Origin of the sequence: Novosphingobium sp. CF614, assembly GCF_900113255.1 — a bacterium.
In the GTDB taxonomy this organism is placed as follows: Bacteria; Pseudomonadota; Alphaproteobacteria; order Sphingomonadales; family Sphingomonadaceae; genus Novosphingobium.
In genome coordinates this window covers 19,221-34,420 of the sequence record NZ_FOOR01000025.1, presented here as the reverse complement: position 1 = coordinate 34,420, position 15,200 = coordinate 19,221, and the positions used below count along the sequence as shown (strand labels likewise).

The following is a 15,200-nucleotide window of genomic DNA, read 5'->3' as shown; positions in this document are numbered from 1 at the left end:
GCGGCTCACGAAAGCAAATGTCGCGATGGGTTCCCGGATACGTCAAACTATGATGGTCTCCCCGGCATAGCCGGGGGATTACCTTTGGGATTTATCAATATTTTCTCGATCAAATTCGATTCCGGCTCGGACATTTGCCACGCCGATAGAGGCGATTTTGCAGCCTCGGCGAGCGCATCTTCCTTTTCGGTTTCAGGCAATTTTTCCCAGTCGGAGACTCGGGCGATAGCGGCCGCTGCAAGACGCTCATCCCCTGCCCTGCGTTGTTGACCTGCGTCAAGGCGCGACCCGTACGCCGCCAAACGCGCGCACAAGAAATGACGATTAGCTATAACTTATATGTGCGGGCAGCCCGTTCCCCACCTCCACACGCAAATCGGGCCCGCCTGTCGCCAGCCGGGCCCGATTCGTCATGCGATCCTCGAAGGAATTCTCAGAAAGGTTCGTTGAGACGGCTCAGCGCGCCTTCCAGCAGAGCGGCGTGCTCTTCGGGCGGGCGACGGTTGAGCTGCAGGTTGCCGATGCCGACGCTGCTTTCGATCACGTCCTGGCAGCGCGGGTAGCGACGGTCTTCGAAAGCCTGGAGGCCTTCGCTCACGGTGTCCGCCCTGGCCAGTTCCTCGGCCAGGACGACGCCGCTTTCCACGGCCATGCCAGCGCCCGAGGCCAGGTGCGGGGTAGTCGCGTGGACGGCATCGCCCAGCAGCACGACGCGCCCGTTGTACCAGGGACGCGGCTGCAGGGCGGCGGCCAGCGGGCGGTAGTTGATCCAGTCCTCACGCGTCATGTTGTCGCGAATCCAGCCGGCGTTACCGCCGAAGTCCGCAAGCAAGCCCTTGAGCGTGGAATAGAGCTCCTCGTCGGTCATGAACTCCTCGCGCTCCTCATGGGGCGTGAGCATCCACATGTAGACATCGTCCGGGCTGCAGGCGGTGATGCCGCAGGGGTTGTCGCGCCCCAGGAAGAACTCGCCCGCATCGAGGCCGGGCGGCTTGCGGATCGAGATACGCCAGCACCCCTGCCCGGTCGGCACGGCCGGCCCCATGTGCTGGAAGGCGATCTCGCGCACGCCCGAAAACACGCTGTCCGCGCCCACGACGAGATCGTAGCGGCCGGTGCTCTCGTCCGAGAAGGTCACGTCCACGCCGGTGTCGTCGCTTTCGAGAGCGGTCACCGTCAGGCCCAGGCGCACCGGGATTTCCAGTTCGCGCACGCGCTTTTGCATGATCCGGTGCAGGACCGGGCGCATGATGCCGCCCGTGGCCGGGAGGCCCTCCTCGATGACCGGCTCGTCCAGCGTGTGGATCAGCGTGCCGTCATACCGATAGAGGTGCGTCTGGTTGGTGATTGCGCCGGCTTCCTTGATCGGCTCGAGCAGGCCGAGGCGGCGATAGGCGCGCAAGGTTGGTCCGGTGATCGTGATGCCCGCGCCATAGACGCGCCACTCCGGATCGAGATCGATCAGGTCAGCCCTGACGCCCCTCTCCGCAAGCGAGATGGCCGTGGCCATGCCCCCGATACCGCCGCCTACGACAAGCGCGCTGGCGATGCTGCTGATCTTCTCCCGTGTCATGCGACTGGAACTAGCGCGCGCACTCCAGCACACAAATTCGAACTGTGGATGGATAACCATCAATACAATGGGTGTGATTTGATGGAGGCGAATGTCTAGCGCCAACGGCACAACAAAACGCGCTTCATGGGAGGGTTACCGTGCGCACCAGGCTTCTCAACGCCACCTGTCTTTCCGCAATCGTCGTCACAGCAGCTTGGGCAACGCCCACGCTGGCGCAGGATTCGGGCGGCATCGGCGAAATCATCGTCACCGCACAGCGTAAGGAAGAAACGCTTCAGGACGCGGCCATCGCCATCGACGCGGTAGGCGGCAACGACCTCATCGCCCGCGGCATTACCCAGGCCGACAACCTGACCAAGGCTGTGCCCGCGATCTCGATCACCAACGGCGGTGGCTCGAACACCTCGATCTTCATCCGCGGCGTGGGCAACATCACCACATCGAGCTACAACGACCCCGCCGTCACCCCCAGCTACGACGGCGTCGTGCTTGGCCGTGCGGCCGGCGCGTTCGGCGCGGCCTTCTATGACCTGGCCCGCGTGGAAGTGCTCAAGGGTCCGCAGGGCATTCTCTATGGCCGCAACGCCACCGGCGGTGCCGTCAACATCATTCCCAACGCCCCTGTCCTGGGTGAATCGAGCGGCGGCTTCACGGTCTCCGCCGGCAATTACGACGCCGTGAACGCGGAAGGCCACCTGAACCTCACGATCGGCGACAACAGCGCGCTGCGCGTGGCCGCCACCCGCCAGGTCCACGACGGCTACAACCGCGACGGCAGCGACGACCTGGATCGTTCGGGCCTGCGCGCGCAGTTCCTCTTCGAGCCCAGCGACACGCTTCGGATCAAGCTCGGCGCTGATTACACCAAGGTCGACGGCGTCGGCGCCGGTCCCAGCTACATCGGCACCTTCATCCCCGGCGAGACCTTCACGTTCGTCCCCTCGGGCCTCGATTCCTCGGAAGGCATGTACACGGATGCCGCAAACGCATTCCGCAACACCTCGCTGGGTGCGCCGGGCTTCGGCTTCCTGGATTCGATGAACCAGCAGCAGAGTAACGATGCCACCTACTGGGGCGTGAACGCCCAGATCGACCTGGACACCAGCATCGGCACGCTCACCGTGATCCCGGCCTACCGCAAGACCAAGGCCGAAAGCTACTTCTACGGCCCGGCCTTCAACACCGCCTACACCAACGAGCGTGACAACCAGTTCAGCCTGGAAACCCGCCTTGCGGGCAGCGTGGGCATGGTCGACTACGTCGTGGGCGGCTTCTACTTCGACGAGAAGGTGCAGAACACCGGCGAGTACAACCAGGAATTCGTGCTGCCGATCCAGCACTATACCCATAAGACCACGTCGTACGCCGGCTTCGGCCAGCTGACCTTCAACGTCTCGGACAGCTTCCGCGTCGTGGGCGGTCTGCGCTACACGCACGACAAGAAGTCGATCGACGGCGTGATCAACAACTTCATCACGTTCTGCGGCGGCATCCCGCCCGTCACCCCGCCGGCCTCGTTCGCCGCCGGTTGCGCCGCTCCGGGCGCCCTGCCCCACTACCCCAACTTCACCTCGACCAGCGACACCATCGGCTGGCTGGTGGACAACGCGTGGATCCCGGCCACCAGCACGCTTACCAGCGGCAATCAGGTCTTCCCGCTCCTTTCGGGCGCGGGCCTGATCCTCAAGACCGACTTCCCGGTCCAGGATTCCGGCAGCTTCAGCAAGCTGACCTGGAAGGCGGGCGTCGAGTATGACGTGACCCCGGACTCGCTGCTCTACGCAACGGCGGAAAGCGGCTACCGCGCCGGTGGCTTCCAGCTCTCGGAAGGCAATCCGACCTACAACCCGGAAACCATCACCGCCTTTACGATCGGCTCGAAGAACCGCTTCCTGAACAACAAGGTCCAGCTCAACATCGAGGGCTTCCTGTGGAAGTACAAGGACCAGCAGATCGGCTACTTCACCGTTTCGGACGACGGCGTGCTGGTCAACACCATCAACAACGCGGGCCGTGCGGACATCAAGGGCTTCGACGTCGACCTGACGGTCAAGCCGTTCTTCCTGACCACGCTTAACGCCAAGGTCCAGTACCTTGACAGCAAGTACAAGGAATTCACCCGCATCACCGCGCCGCCGCGCCACAACATCAACTGCCCCTCGACCCTGACCGGCCAGACGCTGAGCGACGGCACCCCAATCATCTCGTTCGACTGCTCGGGCAAGCCGCTCCTGTTCTCGCCCAAGTGGGCGATCAACCTGGGCGCCGAGCAGATCCTGCCGGTGAACGACACGATGGAGCTAGTGGCCTCGGTCAACACGGCGTGGCGCGCCTCGTCCTACGGCGCCTTCGAATACCTCGATTTCGAGAAGATCAAGGCCTACTGGACGACCGACGCGGACCTGACGCTGCGCCTGACGGACGGTGGCCTCTCGCTCGGCGCCTTCGTGCGCAATATCGAGAACAAGCGCCGGATTGCCTCCCCGCAGTCCTCGCCGATCGGCTTCGCCGTAGCAACCTACACCGCCCCGCGTACCTATGGCGTGCGTCTCTCGGCGGAATTCTGATCGGGTGCGTGCCGGAACCAACCGCCGCACGCTTCTGAAATGGCTGGGCGCGACGACCGCGATCGTCGCGCTTCCCGGGGCCGGACGTGCATACGCACGTTCGACTTCGGCCATTAAGAAGCCCAATATCCTTTTCATCCTCGTCGACGACATGGGCTATGCCGATCTTTCGGCAACCGGCTCGTCGCACATCAAGACCCCCGCGATCGACGGGCTTGCGCGCGACGGCGTGCTGCTGACGCAAGGCTACTCGAGCACGCCGATCTGCTCGCCCACGCGCACCGCGCTGCTCACCGGTTGCTGGGCACAGCGCTTTCCGGTCGGAGTCGAGGAGCCGCTCGGCCCGAACGCGCCCATCGGCATCGGCGTGCCCAGCGAGCGCCCGACGATCGCCTCGGTCCTCAGGAACCAGGGCTATCACACCAAGCTCATCGGAAAATGGCACCTGGGCGAGCCGCCCAAGCACGGTCCGCTGCAGCACGGCTACGACGAGTTTTTCGGCATCGTCGAAGGCGCGGCCGACTACTTCCGCCATCACATCGTGGTGGAAGGTCGCGAGGTGGGCATGGGCCTGTCCCGCGGCAATTCGCCCATCGAGGCCGGCGGCTACCTGACCGACCTGTTCGGCGCCGAAGCGGTGGACACGATCGAGAAGTCGGGCGACACGCCCTTCTTCCTCAGCCTGCACTTCAACGCCCCGCACTGGCCCTGGGAAGGGCGCGAGGATGCCGAGGCGGCCAAGACCATCCCCAACTCCTTCCATTATGACGGCGGCAACCTGACCAAGTACCACGAGATGATGGAAGCGATGGACCAGAACGTCGCCAGGGTGCTCGACGCGCTGGAGAAGAGCGGCAAGGCCCAGGACACCATCGTCGTCTTCACCAGCGACAATGGCGGCGAGCGCTTTTCGCAGACCTGGCCCTATGTCGGCCACAAGGGCGAAGTGCTCGAAGGCGGCGTGCACGTGCCGGTCATCGTGCGCTGGCCCGGCCACATCGCCCCCGGCACGCAGTCACGGCAGGTCATGGCCTCGATGGACTTCCTGCCCACGCTGCTGGCGATGGCAGGCGGCAGCGTAGCCAAGGCCGGCACGTTCGACGGCGTTGACCTGTCGCGCCAGTTCACCGGGCAAAGCGCCGACATCGAACGAACGCTGTTCTGGCGCTTCAAGGCCAATGAACAGGCCGCGGTACGTAAGGGCGACTGGAAGTACGTGCGCATCGACGGACGCGATCACCTGTTCAACCTTGCCGAGGACGAGCACGAACGCGCCGAGCGCGGCATGGCCGAACCGGCGAAGCTGGATGAACTCAAGCGCCTGTGGGACGACTGGAACCGCCAGATGGTCCCCTATCGCGTCGATGGATACTCCGAAGACGTGAAGAAGAACTACATTGATCGCTACTAAGGGAGATCGCGCGTGAAGATCCTCGTCACCGGGGCCGGCGGCTTCGTCGGCCGTCAGCTTGTCTCGGACCTGACCGATGCAGGCCACGCGGTTGTCGGACTGGACACCCATGCCGGCGGCATTCCGGCCGATGCCACGGCCATCGAGGGCGATTTCGGCGATGCGGGCGTGCGGGCGCAGGCACTGGGCGATGGCTGCGATGCCCTCGTCCACCTCGCCACCGTGCCAGGCGGTGCGGCCGAAGCCGATCCGCAAGCCTCGCGCCGGATCAACATCGACGCGATGTACGACCTGCTGCTTGAAGCCAGTGCCCTGAAGCCGGGGCTGCGCGTTGCCTATGCCAGCTCGATTGCCGTCTATGGCGACCCCCTGCCAGACTTCGTCGACGATACAACCCCGCTTTCGCCCAAGATGATCTACGGCGGACACAAGGCAATGATGGAACATGCCGTGGCCATGTTCTCGAACCGGGGCATGATCGACGGCGTCACGGTACGCCTGCCGGGCATCCTGGCCCGCCCCAAGGGGCCTTCAGGCATGAAGTCCGCCTTCATGAGCAACCTGTTCCACGCACTCAAGGCGGGCGAGGCATTTACCTGCCCGGTCTCGGCACAAGGCACGATCTGGGCGGAATCGGTGGCCTGCGTATCCGCGAACTTCGTCCATGCGCTCAGCCTCGACAGCGCCCTTCTGCCGCCGACCCGCGCGGTTACGCTGCCGGCGCTGCGCGTTTCCATGGGGGATCTCGCCGCCGAAGTCGCACGCCAGTGCGGCGTCGATGCCGGCCTTGTCACCTATGAGCCCGATGCCGCACTGGAGGCCGCATTTGCCGCGCAGCCGCCGCTGGCGACGCCTTCGGCCGAAAGTGCGGGTTTTGCACATGACGGGGATATTGCTAAGCTCGTCTCCAGCGCCCTCGCCACCCTGGCCTGAGAAGCGCCGGAGATGGCAATGCGTTTCGGAAGGCTCGACCTCAACCTGTTGGTGGCACTCGATGCGCTGCTGACAGAGCGGAGCGTTTCGCTCGCCGCGGACAAGCTGTGCCTCTCGCAATCGGCCACCTCCAGCGCGCTGGGCCGCCTGCGCGACTATTTCGGGGATGAATTGCTGGTCGTGAAGGGCCGCAACATGATCCTCACCTCCCGCGCCGAAGAGCTTATCGAGCCGGTACGGGCGGTCCTTGAACAGATTCGCACGACGATCACCGTTGCGCCGCCCTTCGATCCGGCCACCGCCGATCGGCAGATCAGGATCATGGCCTCGGACTATTCGACGCAAGTCCTGCTGTCCCACGCGCTGGCCCTCATGGAAAAGGAAGCGCCGGGGATCCGCTTCGAAATCCAGCCGATGAACGATTCACCGGTGGAAACGCTCGAACGCGGCTATATCGACCTGCTGCTGACCATCGATTACGCGATCTCGACCGACCACCCCAGCCAGGTGCTGTTCGAGGACGACTACGTGGTGCTGGGCTGGGAAGACAATCCGGCGATGCAGGGCGAGATGACGCGCGAGCTCTATTTCCAGCTCGGCCATGTCACCGCGCGCTTCGGCAAGGCCCGTGTCGCTGCCTTCGACGAATGGTTCGTCAAGCGCCAGAAACAGCAGCGCCGGGTGGAAGTGGTGGCCCCCACCTTCCTCTCGCTCGCCGGGCTGGTGATCGGCACCAACCGCATCGCCACCGTGCACCGCCGCATGGCCGAAACCTTCGCGCGCAACCTGCCGCTGGTGACGCGCGAGACCCCCTTCACCATCCCGCCCATCCGCGAGGCGGTGCAATGGCACGTGAGCAACACCAACGATCCGGCCCTGCGCTGGGTGGTGGAGCGGCTGGCCCAGTGCTCGGAAGGGCGCGCACCCACTCCGAACGAGGATGCGCAAAGCAAGCGCGACGAGGTCGAAATGGCCTTCCGGATGAGCCAGCAGCCCGCGAACTAGTCCTCGCTCGCAGCATCGCAGGCGATGCGCGCGGCATGGATCGCATCGGCGCGAGCGTTGATCCACGCGATCATCTGCTCCCCACGCTCGGCCAGGTCGCGGCCCATCGGGGATAGCGAATAGGTTACCTTGAGCGGCACGTCGTCGGACACGCTGCGCAGCACGAAACCGTCGCGTTCCAGCGCGCGCAGCTTCATCGTCAACACGCGCTGCGAAATCGCCTGCTCCGAAGACAGCGAGATCATCGTGCGGCGCAGCTCGGCATGGCGCCATTCGCCCAGCTTCAGAAGGATCAGGATCAGCATGGTCCAGCGGTCGCCCAGCATCCCCATGACCGAGCGCGAAGGCGCTTCGCGGTCATGCCCGTGTGCCTTCATTTCGCCCCTCAGGCGCGCGAGCGCCTCGTCATGCTGCCCGTCCCGCGAGGTCACGCGTACAAGCCCGTAAGGGGCACAAAAAAGTGCCGTCTTCTTTCCATCGCCGCCCTGTTTATGATGGCTGCCAAGACAGTCAATGGACGGGAGAGCACGACATGACACGCGATGCCATTTTCATGGATGGAAAAGTTGCGATCATCACCGGCGGCGCGGGTGGGATCGGTTCGTGCACCGCCCGGCTCCTGGCTTCGCGCGGGGCCAAGGTCGCCATTGCCGACATCGCCCATGACGCGGCCGAAAAGCTGGCGTCAGAGATCGACGGCGCCATCGCGATCGCGCTGAACCTCGAGGACGAAGCCTCGGTCGAGGCAATGATCGCCGACACCGTCGCGCATTTCGGTCGGCTCGATGTGCTGGTCAACAACGCCGCGCTGCTCGGCCCCGATATCGCGCAGGCCGACAACGACATCGAGACGATGTCTACCGCGCTGTGGGACCGCACCTTCGCGGTGAACGCGCGCGGCACGATGATCGGCTGCCGCGCGGCCTTGCCGCACCTGCGCGAGACGACCGGCAACATCGTCAACACCGTCTCGAACCTCGCCCTGCAGGGGCACATGATCCAGGCGGCCTATTCCTCGTCCAAGGCCGCGATCATCCAGATGACCCGCGCCATTGCCACCAGCCACGGCAAGCAGGGCATCCGCTGCAACGCGGTGGCCCCGGGCATGACGATGACGCCTGCCCTGCGCGAGGCGTTCCCCGTGCCGCTGCGCGAGGTGGTCGAAGGCGAATCCCTGCTTCCCAAGCTGGGCCAGCCCGAGGACATCGCCGAGGCCATCGCCTTCCTTGCGTCGGGTGCGGCGCGCAACATCACGGGCCAGGTGCTGACCGCCGACGCGGGCTGCGCCGTCCATGTCCCCGGCCTGATCGGTTTCCGGGATCTCTTTGCAGGAGTACACGCATGAGCCAGTACGACGTCGTCGTCATGGGCGCGGGCCACAACGGCCTCGTTGCCGCGGCCTACATGGCCAAGGCGGGCAAGAAGGTGCTCGTCCTCGAACGCAAGCCCCACTACGGCGGCGGCGTTTCCACGCGCGAGCTGATCCACCCCGGGTTCTGGCATGACGAGCACTCCAACGTGCACATCATGATCCAGGGCAACCCGATGCTGCGCGAGGACGAGCTGGGCCTGATTTCCAAGTTCGGCCTGGAATACATCTACCCCGACCTGATCCACGTCAGCATCTGGGACGATGGCACCGTCATCCGCAGCTACAAGGATCTGGACCGCACCTGCGAGGAACTGGCCCGCACGACCTCCGCGCGCGATGCCGAAGCCTATCGCAAGTTCGTGCAGATGAGCCAGCAGGCCCTGCCGATGCTGGTTGCCGGGCTCTATTCGCCGCCCTTCCCGCTCGGCGCGTTCGTGGCCATGATGGACCAGTCGGACGAAGGCCGCTTCCTGCTCGACCTCATGCAGCGCAGCGCGCTCGACGTGGTCAGCCACTACTTCGAAAGCGACCTGCTCAAGCTGCACATCGTGCGCATGGTCACCGAGAACCTGCAGATGCCCGATGAACTGGGCACCGGCATGGGCGCCTTCGTGATGCCCGGCATCGTGCACACCTACGGATGTTCGATGCCCAAGGGCGGCTCGGGCCAGCTGTCCCACGCACTGGTGCGCGCGATCGAACATTTCGGCGGTGAAGTGCGCTGCAACGCCGAGGTCCGCCGCGTCATCGTGAAGGACAGCAAGGCTGTCGGCCTCGAACTGATCGACGGCGAGACCTTCATGGCCGAGGACGGCGTGATCGGCGCGATCCACCCGCACGTGCTGCGCAAGTTCGTGGCCGAAACGCCCGAGCCGGTGCTGGACCGTGCCGAGCGCGTCACCCAGTCCACTTTCTCGATCAACCTTACGCACATGACGCTGAAGGAGCGCCTCAGGCTCAAGGTCGGCAACGACTGCAACGCCATGATGACCGAGCTCATGGACTTCTACACCATGCGCGACATGCTGTTCGAATACGACAAGCTGCGCCGCGGCGAAGTGTCCGAGCGCCTGATCGCGGGCGGCGACAACACGATCTTCGATCCCAGCCGCGCGCCCGAAGATGCCGGCGTGTTCTACGGCGTCAACTTCGCACCCTACGATCTCTATCCGGGCGGCCCGTCATCGTGGGACGAGCGCAAGGAGGAAGTCGCGGACAAGGCGCTGGCGCAGTACCGCAAGTTCTACGCGAACCTGACCGACGACAACATCACCGGACGCCTGATCCGTTCGCCCATCGACCACGAGCGCGACAGTCCGGCCAGCTTCGTCAAGGGCGACATCCACGGCTGCGCGCCGTTCTTCTACCAGTCAATGGCCCACCGCCCGACCTCGGACCTCGGCTCCTTGCGCGTGCCGGGCATCGAGGGCCTCTACCTCGTCGGCCCGTTCATGCACCCGGGCGGCGGCGTGTTCGGCGCCGGACGCGCCACGGCCATCCAGATGATGGATGACCTCGACATCGAATACGACAAGGTCTGCGGGGAGCCTGTGTGATGGCCAAGCAAGGAAAGAAGAAGGCGCCGGTGATGAAGATCCTGGACGCCAACGACAAGGAACTGATGGCCGTGCGCCGCTTCGAGCGCGACGGCGACAACCTGGTGATCCGCGGCAAGATCTTCGGCGCCATGCCGATGGTCGCCAAGGTGACCCCGGAAGAGGCGCGCGCGGCCCTAAAGCTGCTCGACGCCAAGACCATCCTCTTCCTCGCCTCGCTGCTTTTCCGCAAGAGCAAGTAAGCCCCCCAAGGGCGCACTGTCGGCGCGCGGCTGTCCGTTGCAAATGGGCGGCTGCGCGCCGATTTGATTCAGGCGCCGATGCTGGCCGGCATGTGGTCTCCTGCCGATGCCGCGCTCTCGGCTTCCGCATCGATGCGGGCATAGATCATGTTGCGCGCCCGTGCCCCCGCTGCATCTCCGGGAAGCCAGCCGAGCGACGTCTCGCGCAGGGTCTTGCCGCCGAGATTGCACTGTTGCTGCTCCAGCATCGGCAGATCGTCTGTTTCAAAGGGAACCTTGAGGAACTCGACTTCGCGATTGGCCAGTTCCTCGCCCTGAGGCCCCATCGCGCGCGGGAAGGCAATCGAGAACCAGTAGTGCGAGCTTGTAGCGGTTTCGGGCGTGAAGAGATGCGCCGTGGGCGTTTCGCGGCCCTCCGCCTGCGGGCGCCCCGCAGGCACCGCTCCGGCGAAAATCACGAGGTTGGACGGGGCCTGCCAGCGCACGTTGATCCAGCGGTCCGCCTTTTCCCCAACCGGCACGCCCATGGCCTGGGCCAGTTCCGGAACCATCACCTCGCCGAAGACAGTGCGATTGGACCAGATGAATTCGCCGTCCTGCTTCCATTCGTAGGTGCCATTGGCAACTTCCCCGCTGCCCAGCGTCGTGGGATGGAGGAACTGGATGTGGCTGAGATCGAGTATGTTCTCAATTTCCAGCTCGTAGCTGGCCTTGACGTTCAAATAACCCTTGCCGACCCAGCTTGCCGCAGGATCATTGAAGGCAAAATCGGGTATCGCCGCCGGATCGGCACCGTCCGCCTCGCCCATCCAGATCCAGAGCGCGCTGTGCCGCTCCACCACCGGATAGGTCTTCAGGCGCATCGTCTTGGGCACAGCACCGAAGGGGTTGTGCACGCATGCCCCGCCGCCGTCGAAACCCAGGCCATGGTACGCGCAATGAAGGACACCGTTGTCGAGCCGCCCCATCGCCAGCGAGGCATAGCGATGCGGACACACGCCCGAAACGGCGCGCGGAGCCCCGCCTTCGTCGCGAAACATCACAACGTTCTCGTCCAGCAGGCGCCTCTCGAGGATGGCACGTTGCGCGATTTCGGTGTCCCAGCCGGCCACGTACCAAGCGCTGCGAATGTAACTCATGGCGATCTCCCAAACAATATGTACCGTTAGTACACATTCATCCGGAGAGCCGTCAATCCCTCGTGATGGTTCCCTGCAGGAACACTCTGGCCACTAAGCGCGCCTGGGCCAGAATGACCTCTTCGCCGACCGCAGGCTCGATCAGCCCGAGCAGAGCCTGCTCGAACGGTCCCGAACGGATCATGTGGGTAAGCTGGCCTGCGGCGCCCTCCCAATCCAGCGTGGCAGGCAGGTCGCTTCCTGCCCACTTGCGCAGGAAGGCCGCCAGCTCGGCGACCACGACCAGATGGCCCCCGGAATAGAATGCGCTGGCAAGCTGCGTGCCCGCAGCGGCAATGACCCCGCGATAGACCACCAGGGTTTCGGGCAGCAGATAGAACCGCAAAAGGCCCGCAAGCGTTTGCACCAGGCCCTCCTCCAGCGTCACGCCGGGGTGGGGCATCTCAAGCTGCAACTCGCGCATGGCATCGCGCGCCGTTTCATTGATGGCTGCGGCGATCAGGCCCTCGCGATCACCGAAATACTTGGCCACGGTGGCCTTCGATCCCCCTGCCTGTCGCAACACCTCGGCAAGGCTGACTTTCCCCGGCCCATTCGCCATGATCTGCTCACGCGTGGCGCGGACAAGCGCTGCACGCCGGGATTGGGCTGCGCGCTGCTTGCCGTCCAGCCCCGCCTCCTCGCCTGCCTTGCCCTGGCTCAACCCCTGCTCCTTGAAACGTGCCCAACGCCTTGCCGTCGGCTAGTACCGGCTGTGCGCGGCCTTGGCAAAGCGAGCCCGCCGGCGCGCAAAAGGCTGGACCGCCTGCAACCTAGAACCGTTTTCCTACACGGGCCGCGTCTGGCATGGTCAGCGCCGCTCCTTGAAACCGTCGAATTCCACTCCGGCAGCGCGCACTGCAACGCAAGGTGACACTTTGCCTGCGCAAGGTGACACGTGTTGTCCCTTGACCGTGTAAACCGTGTAAACCTCGGGCGTCACCTTTACCCTGCTTGCATCCGCGTTTTCGATGACTGGCTACCGATTCAATCCATGATCTGCGATTGCGCTGGATCAAGAAAATCGGGAGGGCACGCCGCCATTCAGACTGCAACACGGGATTGGAGTCTGACCAATGGCAATTACCGGTATCCGGCGGCTGGTGTTTCGTGTCGAGGACCTCGACACGGCCTGTCGCTTCTTCGAGGATTACGGTCTCTATTCCAGGGAACGCGATGACACCGCCGCCCTGTTCGAGACCATGGACGGCGGCGAGGTGCACCTGCTCAAATCGGGGCATTCGGGCCTGCCCGCCCACACCGAACAAACCGGCACCGGCGTGTTCGAATGCGTCTGGGCGGTGGACGGCGAGCGCGCGATGAGGCGCCTGTGCGCCGATCTTGCCCGCGACCACGAACTGACTACCGATAAAGAGGGCACGGTGCATTTCGTCACCCCCTTCGGGCAGGCCATCGGGCTTGAAGTGTGGCAACCCCGCACCGTCCACGGCGCGCCCTCGCCCAGCAACACCGTCGGCAAGGTCGGCCGGCTCAACCAGCCGCGCAAGTGGATCGACCGCGCCGTACCCAAGCGCATCCACCACTGCGTCTGGACTTTCCCCGACGTGCAGGAAGCGATCGACTACTACCGCGACCGGCTCGGCTTCAGGGTCACCGACCTGCAGAAGGGCTTCGGCGTGTACATGCGCGCCGACGGCGCCTTCGAGCACCACAACATCTTCCTGGCCAATGCCCATGCGGGCATGCCCAACTTCGACGGCACCCTTCGCTTCCACCACTGCAACTTCGAGTTGGAAGACATCGACGAGGTGATGGTCGCCAAGAACTACCTCGATCGCAAGGGGTGGAAGAACAACGGCTGGGGCCTTGGTCGCCACCGCCTGACCTCCGCGGCCTTCCTCTACACCGACACCGTCGCGTTCCTAGGCGGCGAGATGGAATACGGCGCCGACTGCGATGTCATCGACGACAGCTGGAAGCCGCGCGTGTGGGACGGCCCCTTCGGCACCGCCATCTTCATGCACGAATTGCCCGCGTGGATGCAGGACTACCCCAACTGGGACGTCACCTTCGCCCGCGACGACCAGCTTCGCTACTTGCCGGCCGCCCCCAAGTCCGCCCCTGAAACCAGCGCCGAACCGGCCGCATAAGAGAGGATCCCAGATATGACCAAGGCACAGAAAGTTCTCGTCATCGGTGGCGGCGTCGGCGGCCTCGCCGTCGCTATCGGCCTGCATCAGCAGGGCATCGACGTGGAAGTGGTGGAGCGTGACAAGGACTGGAAGGTCTATCACGTGGGTATCATCGTGCAGGCCAACTTCGTGCGCGCGCTCAACGTGCTGGGCATCGGCGACAAGGCGGTAAAGGCCGGCTACGCCTATCGCGGCGCGCGCTTCGTGGACTTGAACGGCAACGTCCTCAAGGAATTGCCTGGCGATACTGCGGTGGACGGCCTGCCCTCCGACCTCGGCCTCACCCGCCCGGCGCTGCACAAGGTGCTGACTGAAAAGACGCTGGAACTGGGCATCCCGGTGCGCCTCGGCGTAACCTTCGAGAGCTTCGAGGACAACGGCGAAAACGTGGCCGTTCAGTTCTCCGACGGCACTTCGGGCAGCTACGACCTGGTGATCGGCGCGGACGGCAACTACTCGGCGGTGCGAAAGGTGCTCTGGCCCGATGCCAGGCCGCAGTACACCGGCCAGGGCGTGTGGCGCTACAACGTTCCCCGCCCCAAGGGTCTCGACTGGTCGGACATCTATGTCGGCAAGGACAAGGGCAAGGTCGGCTACTGCCCCCTCACCGAAGAGGACATGTACATCTTCGCCGTGTTCGAGGAACCGGGCAACCCGCGCTTCGCGCCCGAAACGCTGGCCAACGAGATGCGCAAACGCCTTGAAGGCTACGGCGGGATCATGGCCGAGGCCGCAGCCCACGTCACTGATCCCAACCTCGTGGTTTATCGTCCGCTCGAAGCATGCATCATGCCCGCTCCCTGGTACAAGGGCCGCGTCGTGCTGATCGGCGATGCCGCGCACAGCGCTACCCCGCACCTGGGCCAAGGCGCGGCGATGGCCATCGAGGACGCGGTGGTGCTGGCCGAGGAACTTGGCACGCGCGACGTCGATGCCGCACTCGACGCCTTCATGGAACGCCGCTTCGAGCGTGCCAAGCTGGTCGGCACCAGTTCGATCATGCTCGGCGAATGGGACATGCACCCGGAGACCGCGGGCGATCCGATCGAACTGACCGACCGCATCCGCAAGAAGCTGGCCGAACCGGTCTGATCCTCTCTCCCGACGCATCGTTCCTGCCAAGGGCTTCGGGACGATGTTGCCATGCCTCCCCCGGACGAAGTCCAGGGGACGTTTCGGCGCGCTCGATAGCAGTCATCCCAAGCTT

14 protein-coding genes are annotated in these 15,200 nt (G+C 64.5%); 10 read left to right on the top strand and 4 right to left on the bottom strand.

Annotation, left to right across the window (positions count from 1 at the left end; all coding sequences use genetic code 11):
- The coding region (locus tag BM052_RS20125; RefSeq protein WP_218151570.1) for a hypothetical protein at window positions 1-270 on the top strand (270 nt) is incomplete at its 5' end.
- A gap of 163 nt (window positions 271-433) precedes the next feature.
- On the opposite strand, the gene BM052_RS17240 is transcribed toward BM052_RS20125, so the two are convergent.
- Entirely contained in the window at window positions 434-1,573 is a 1,140-nt protein-coding gene (locus BM052_RS17240) for an FAD-dependent monooxygenase (protein ID WP_255406232.1), read from the bottom strand.
- A 140-nt stretch (window positions 1,574-1,713) separates the two neighbouring features.
- On the opposite strand from BM052_RS17240, the gene BM052_RS17235 reads away from it, so the two are divergent.
- The 4 genes from BM052_RS17235 to BM052_RS17220 are packed head-to-tail and all read left to right on the top strand — an operon-like array spanning window position 1,714 to window position 7,492.
- The gene (locus tag BM052_RS17235) at window positions 1,714-4,143 is read left to right on the top strand and encodes a TonB-dependent receptor (RefSeq protein ID WP_091148887.1); all 2,430 of its coding nucleotides are present in this window, start codon (window positions 1,714-1,716) and stop codon (window positions 4,141-4,143) included.
- A gap of 4 nt (window positions 4,144-4,147) precedes the next feature.
- Entirely contained in the window at window positions 4,148-5,554 is a 1,407-nt protein-coding gene (locus BM052_RS17230; protein ID WP_255406231.1) for a sulfatase-like hydrolase/transferase, read from the top strand.
- A gap of 12 nt (window positions 5,555-5,566) precedes the next feature.
- Entirely contained in the window at window positions 5,567-6,487 is a 921-nt protein-coding gene (locus tag BM052_RS17225; RefSeq protein ID WP_091148885.1) for an NAD-dependent epimerase/dehydratase family protein, read from the top strand.
- Between the two features lie 12 nt (window positions 6,488-6,499).
- A complete protein-coding gene (locus BM052_RS17220) occupies window positions 6,500-7,492 on the top strand; it encodes a LysR family transcriptional regulator (protein WP_255406230.1) in 993 nt (330 codons plus the stop codon).
- On the opposite strand, the gene BM052_RS17215 is transcribed toward BM052_RS17220, so the two are convergent.
- The gene (locus BM052_RS17215) at window positions 7,489-7,923 is read right to left on the bottom strand and encodes a winged helix-turn-helix transcriptional regulator (protein WP_255406229.1); all 435 of its coding nucleotides are present in this window, start codon (window positions 7,921-7,923) and stop codon (window positions 7,489-7,491) included. The genes BM052_RS17220 and BM052_RS17215 overlap by 4 nt on opposite strands.
- A gap of 101 nt (window positions 7,924-8,024) precedes the next feature.
- Between BM052_RS17215 and BM052_RS17210 the strand changes: the two genes are divergently transcribed.
- From BM052_RS17210 to BM052_RS17200, 3 genes are read left to right on the top strand one after another with little or no spacing between them, the layout of a single operon-like run.
- Window positions 8,025-8,837: an SDR family NAD(P)-dependent oxidoreductase gene (locus BM052_RS17210; RefSeq protein ID WP_091148882.1), complete on the top strand. Its 813-nt coding sequence runs from the start codon at window positions 8,025-8,027 to the stop codon at window positions 8,835-8,837.
- The gene (locus BM052_RS17205; RefSeq protein WP_091148880.1) at window positions 8,834-10,420 is read left to right on the top strand and encodes a phytoene desaturase family protein; all 1,587 of its coding nucleotides are present in this window, start codon (window positions 8,834-8,836) and stop codon (window positions 10,418-10,420) included. Before BM052_RS17210 ends, BM052_RS17205 begins: the two co-directional genes overlap by 4 nt.
- Entirely contained in the window at window positions 10,420-10,662 is a 243-nt protein-coding gene (locus tag BM052_RS17200; RefSeq protein ID WP_091148878.1) for a hypothetical protein, read from the top strand. The genes BM052_RS17205 and BM052_RS17200 overlap by 1 nt, the downstream gene beginning before the upstream one ends.
- Before the next feature lie 68 nt (window positions 10,663-10,730).
- Here BM052_RS17200 and BM052_RS17195 read toward each other — a convergent pair whose 3' ends face one another.
- Together BM052_RS17195 and BM052_RS17190 are read right to left on the bottom strand one after the other, a co-directional pair.
- The gene (locus tag BM052_RS17195; RefSeq protein ID WP_091148877.1) at window positions 10,731-11,801 is read right to left on the bottom strand and encodes an aromatic ring-hydroxylating dioxygenase subunit alpha; all 1,071 of its coding nucleotides are present in this window, start codon (window positions 11,799-11,801) and stop codon (window positions 10,731-10,733) included.
- Between the two features lie 52 nt (window positions 11,802-11,853).
- Window positions 11,854-12,504 (bottom strand): TetR/AcrR family transcriptional regulator, encoded by a 651-nt coding sequence (locus BM052_RS17190; protein ID WP_091148875.1) that lies wholly within the window; start codon window positions 12,502-12,504, stop codon window positions 11,854-11,856.
- A gap of 412 nt (window positions 12,505-12,916) precedes the next feature.
- Here BM052_RS17190 and BM052_RS17185 point away from each other — a divergent pair, with 412 nt between their 5' ends.
- Together BM052_RS17185 and BM052_RS17180 are read left to right on the top strand one after the other, a co-directional pair.
- Window positions 12,917-13,951 carry a VOC family protein gene (locus tag BM052_RS17185; RefSeq protein ID WP_091148873.1) on the top strand — a complete coding sequence of 345 codons (1,035 nt, stop codon included), beginning with the start codon at window positions 12,917-12,919 and terminating at the stop codon, window positions 13,949-13,951.
- Window positions 13,952-13,966: 15 nt separating this feature from the next.
- Window positions 13,967-15,085, top strand: coding sequence for an FAD-dependent monooxygenase (locus BM052_RS17180; protein WP_091148872.1), 1,119 nt, complete (start codon window positions 13,967-13,969; stop codon window positions 15,083-15,085).
- Window positions 15,086-15,200: the final 115 nt, after the last annotated feature.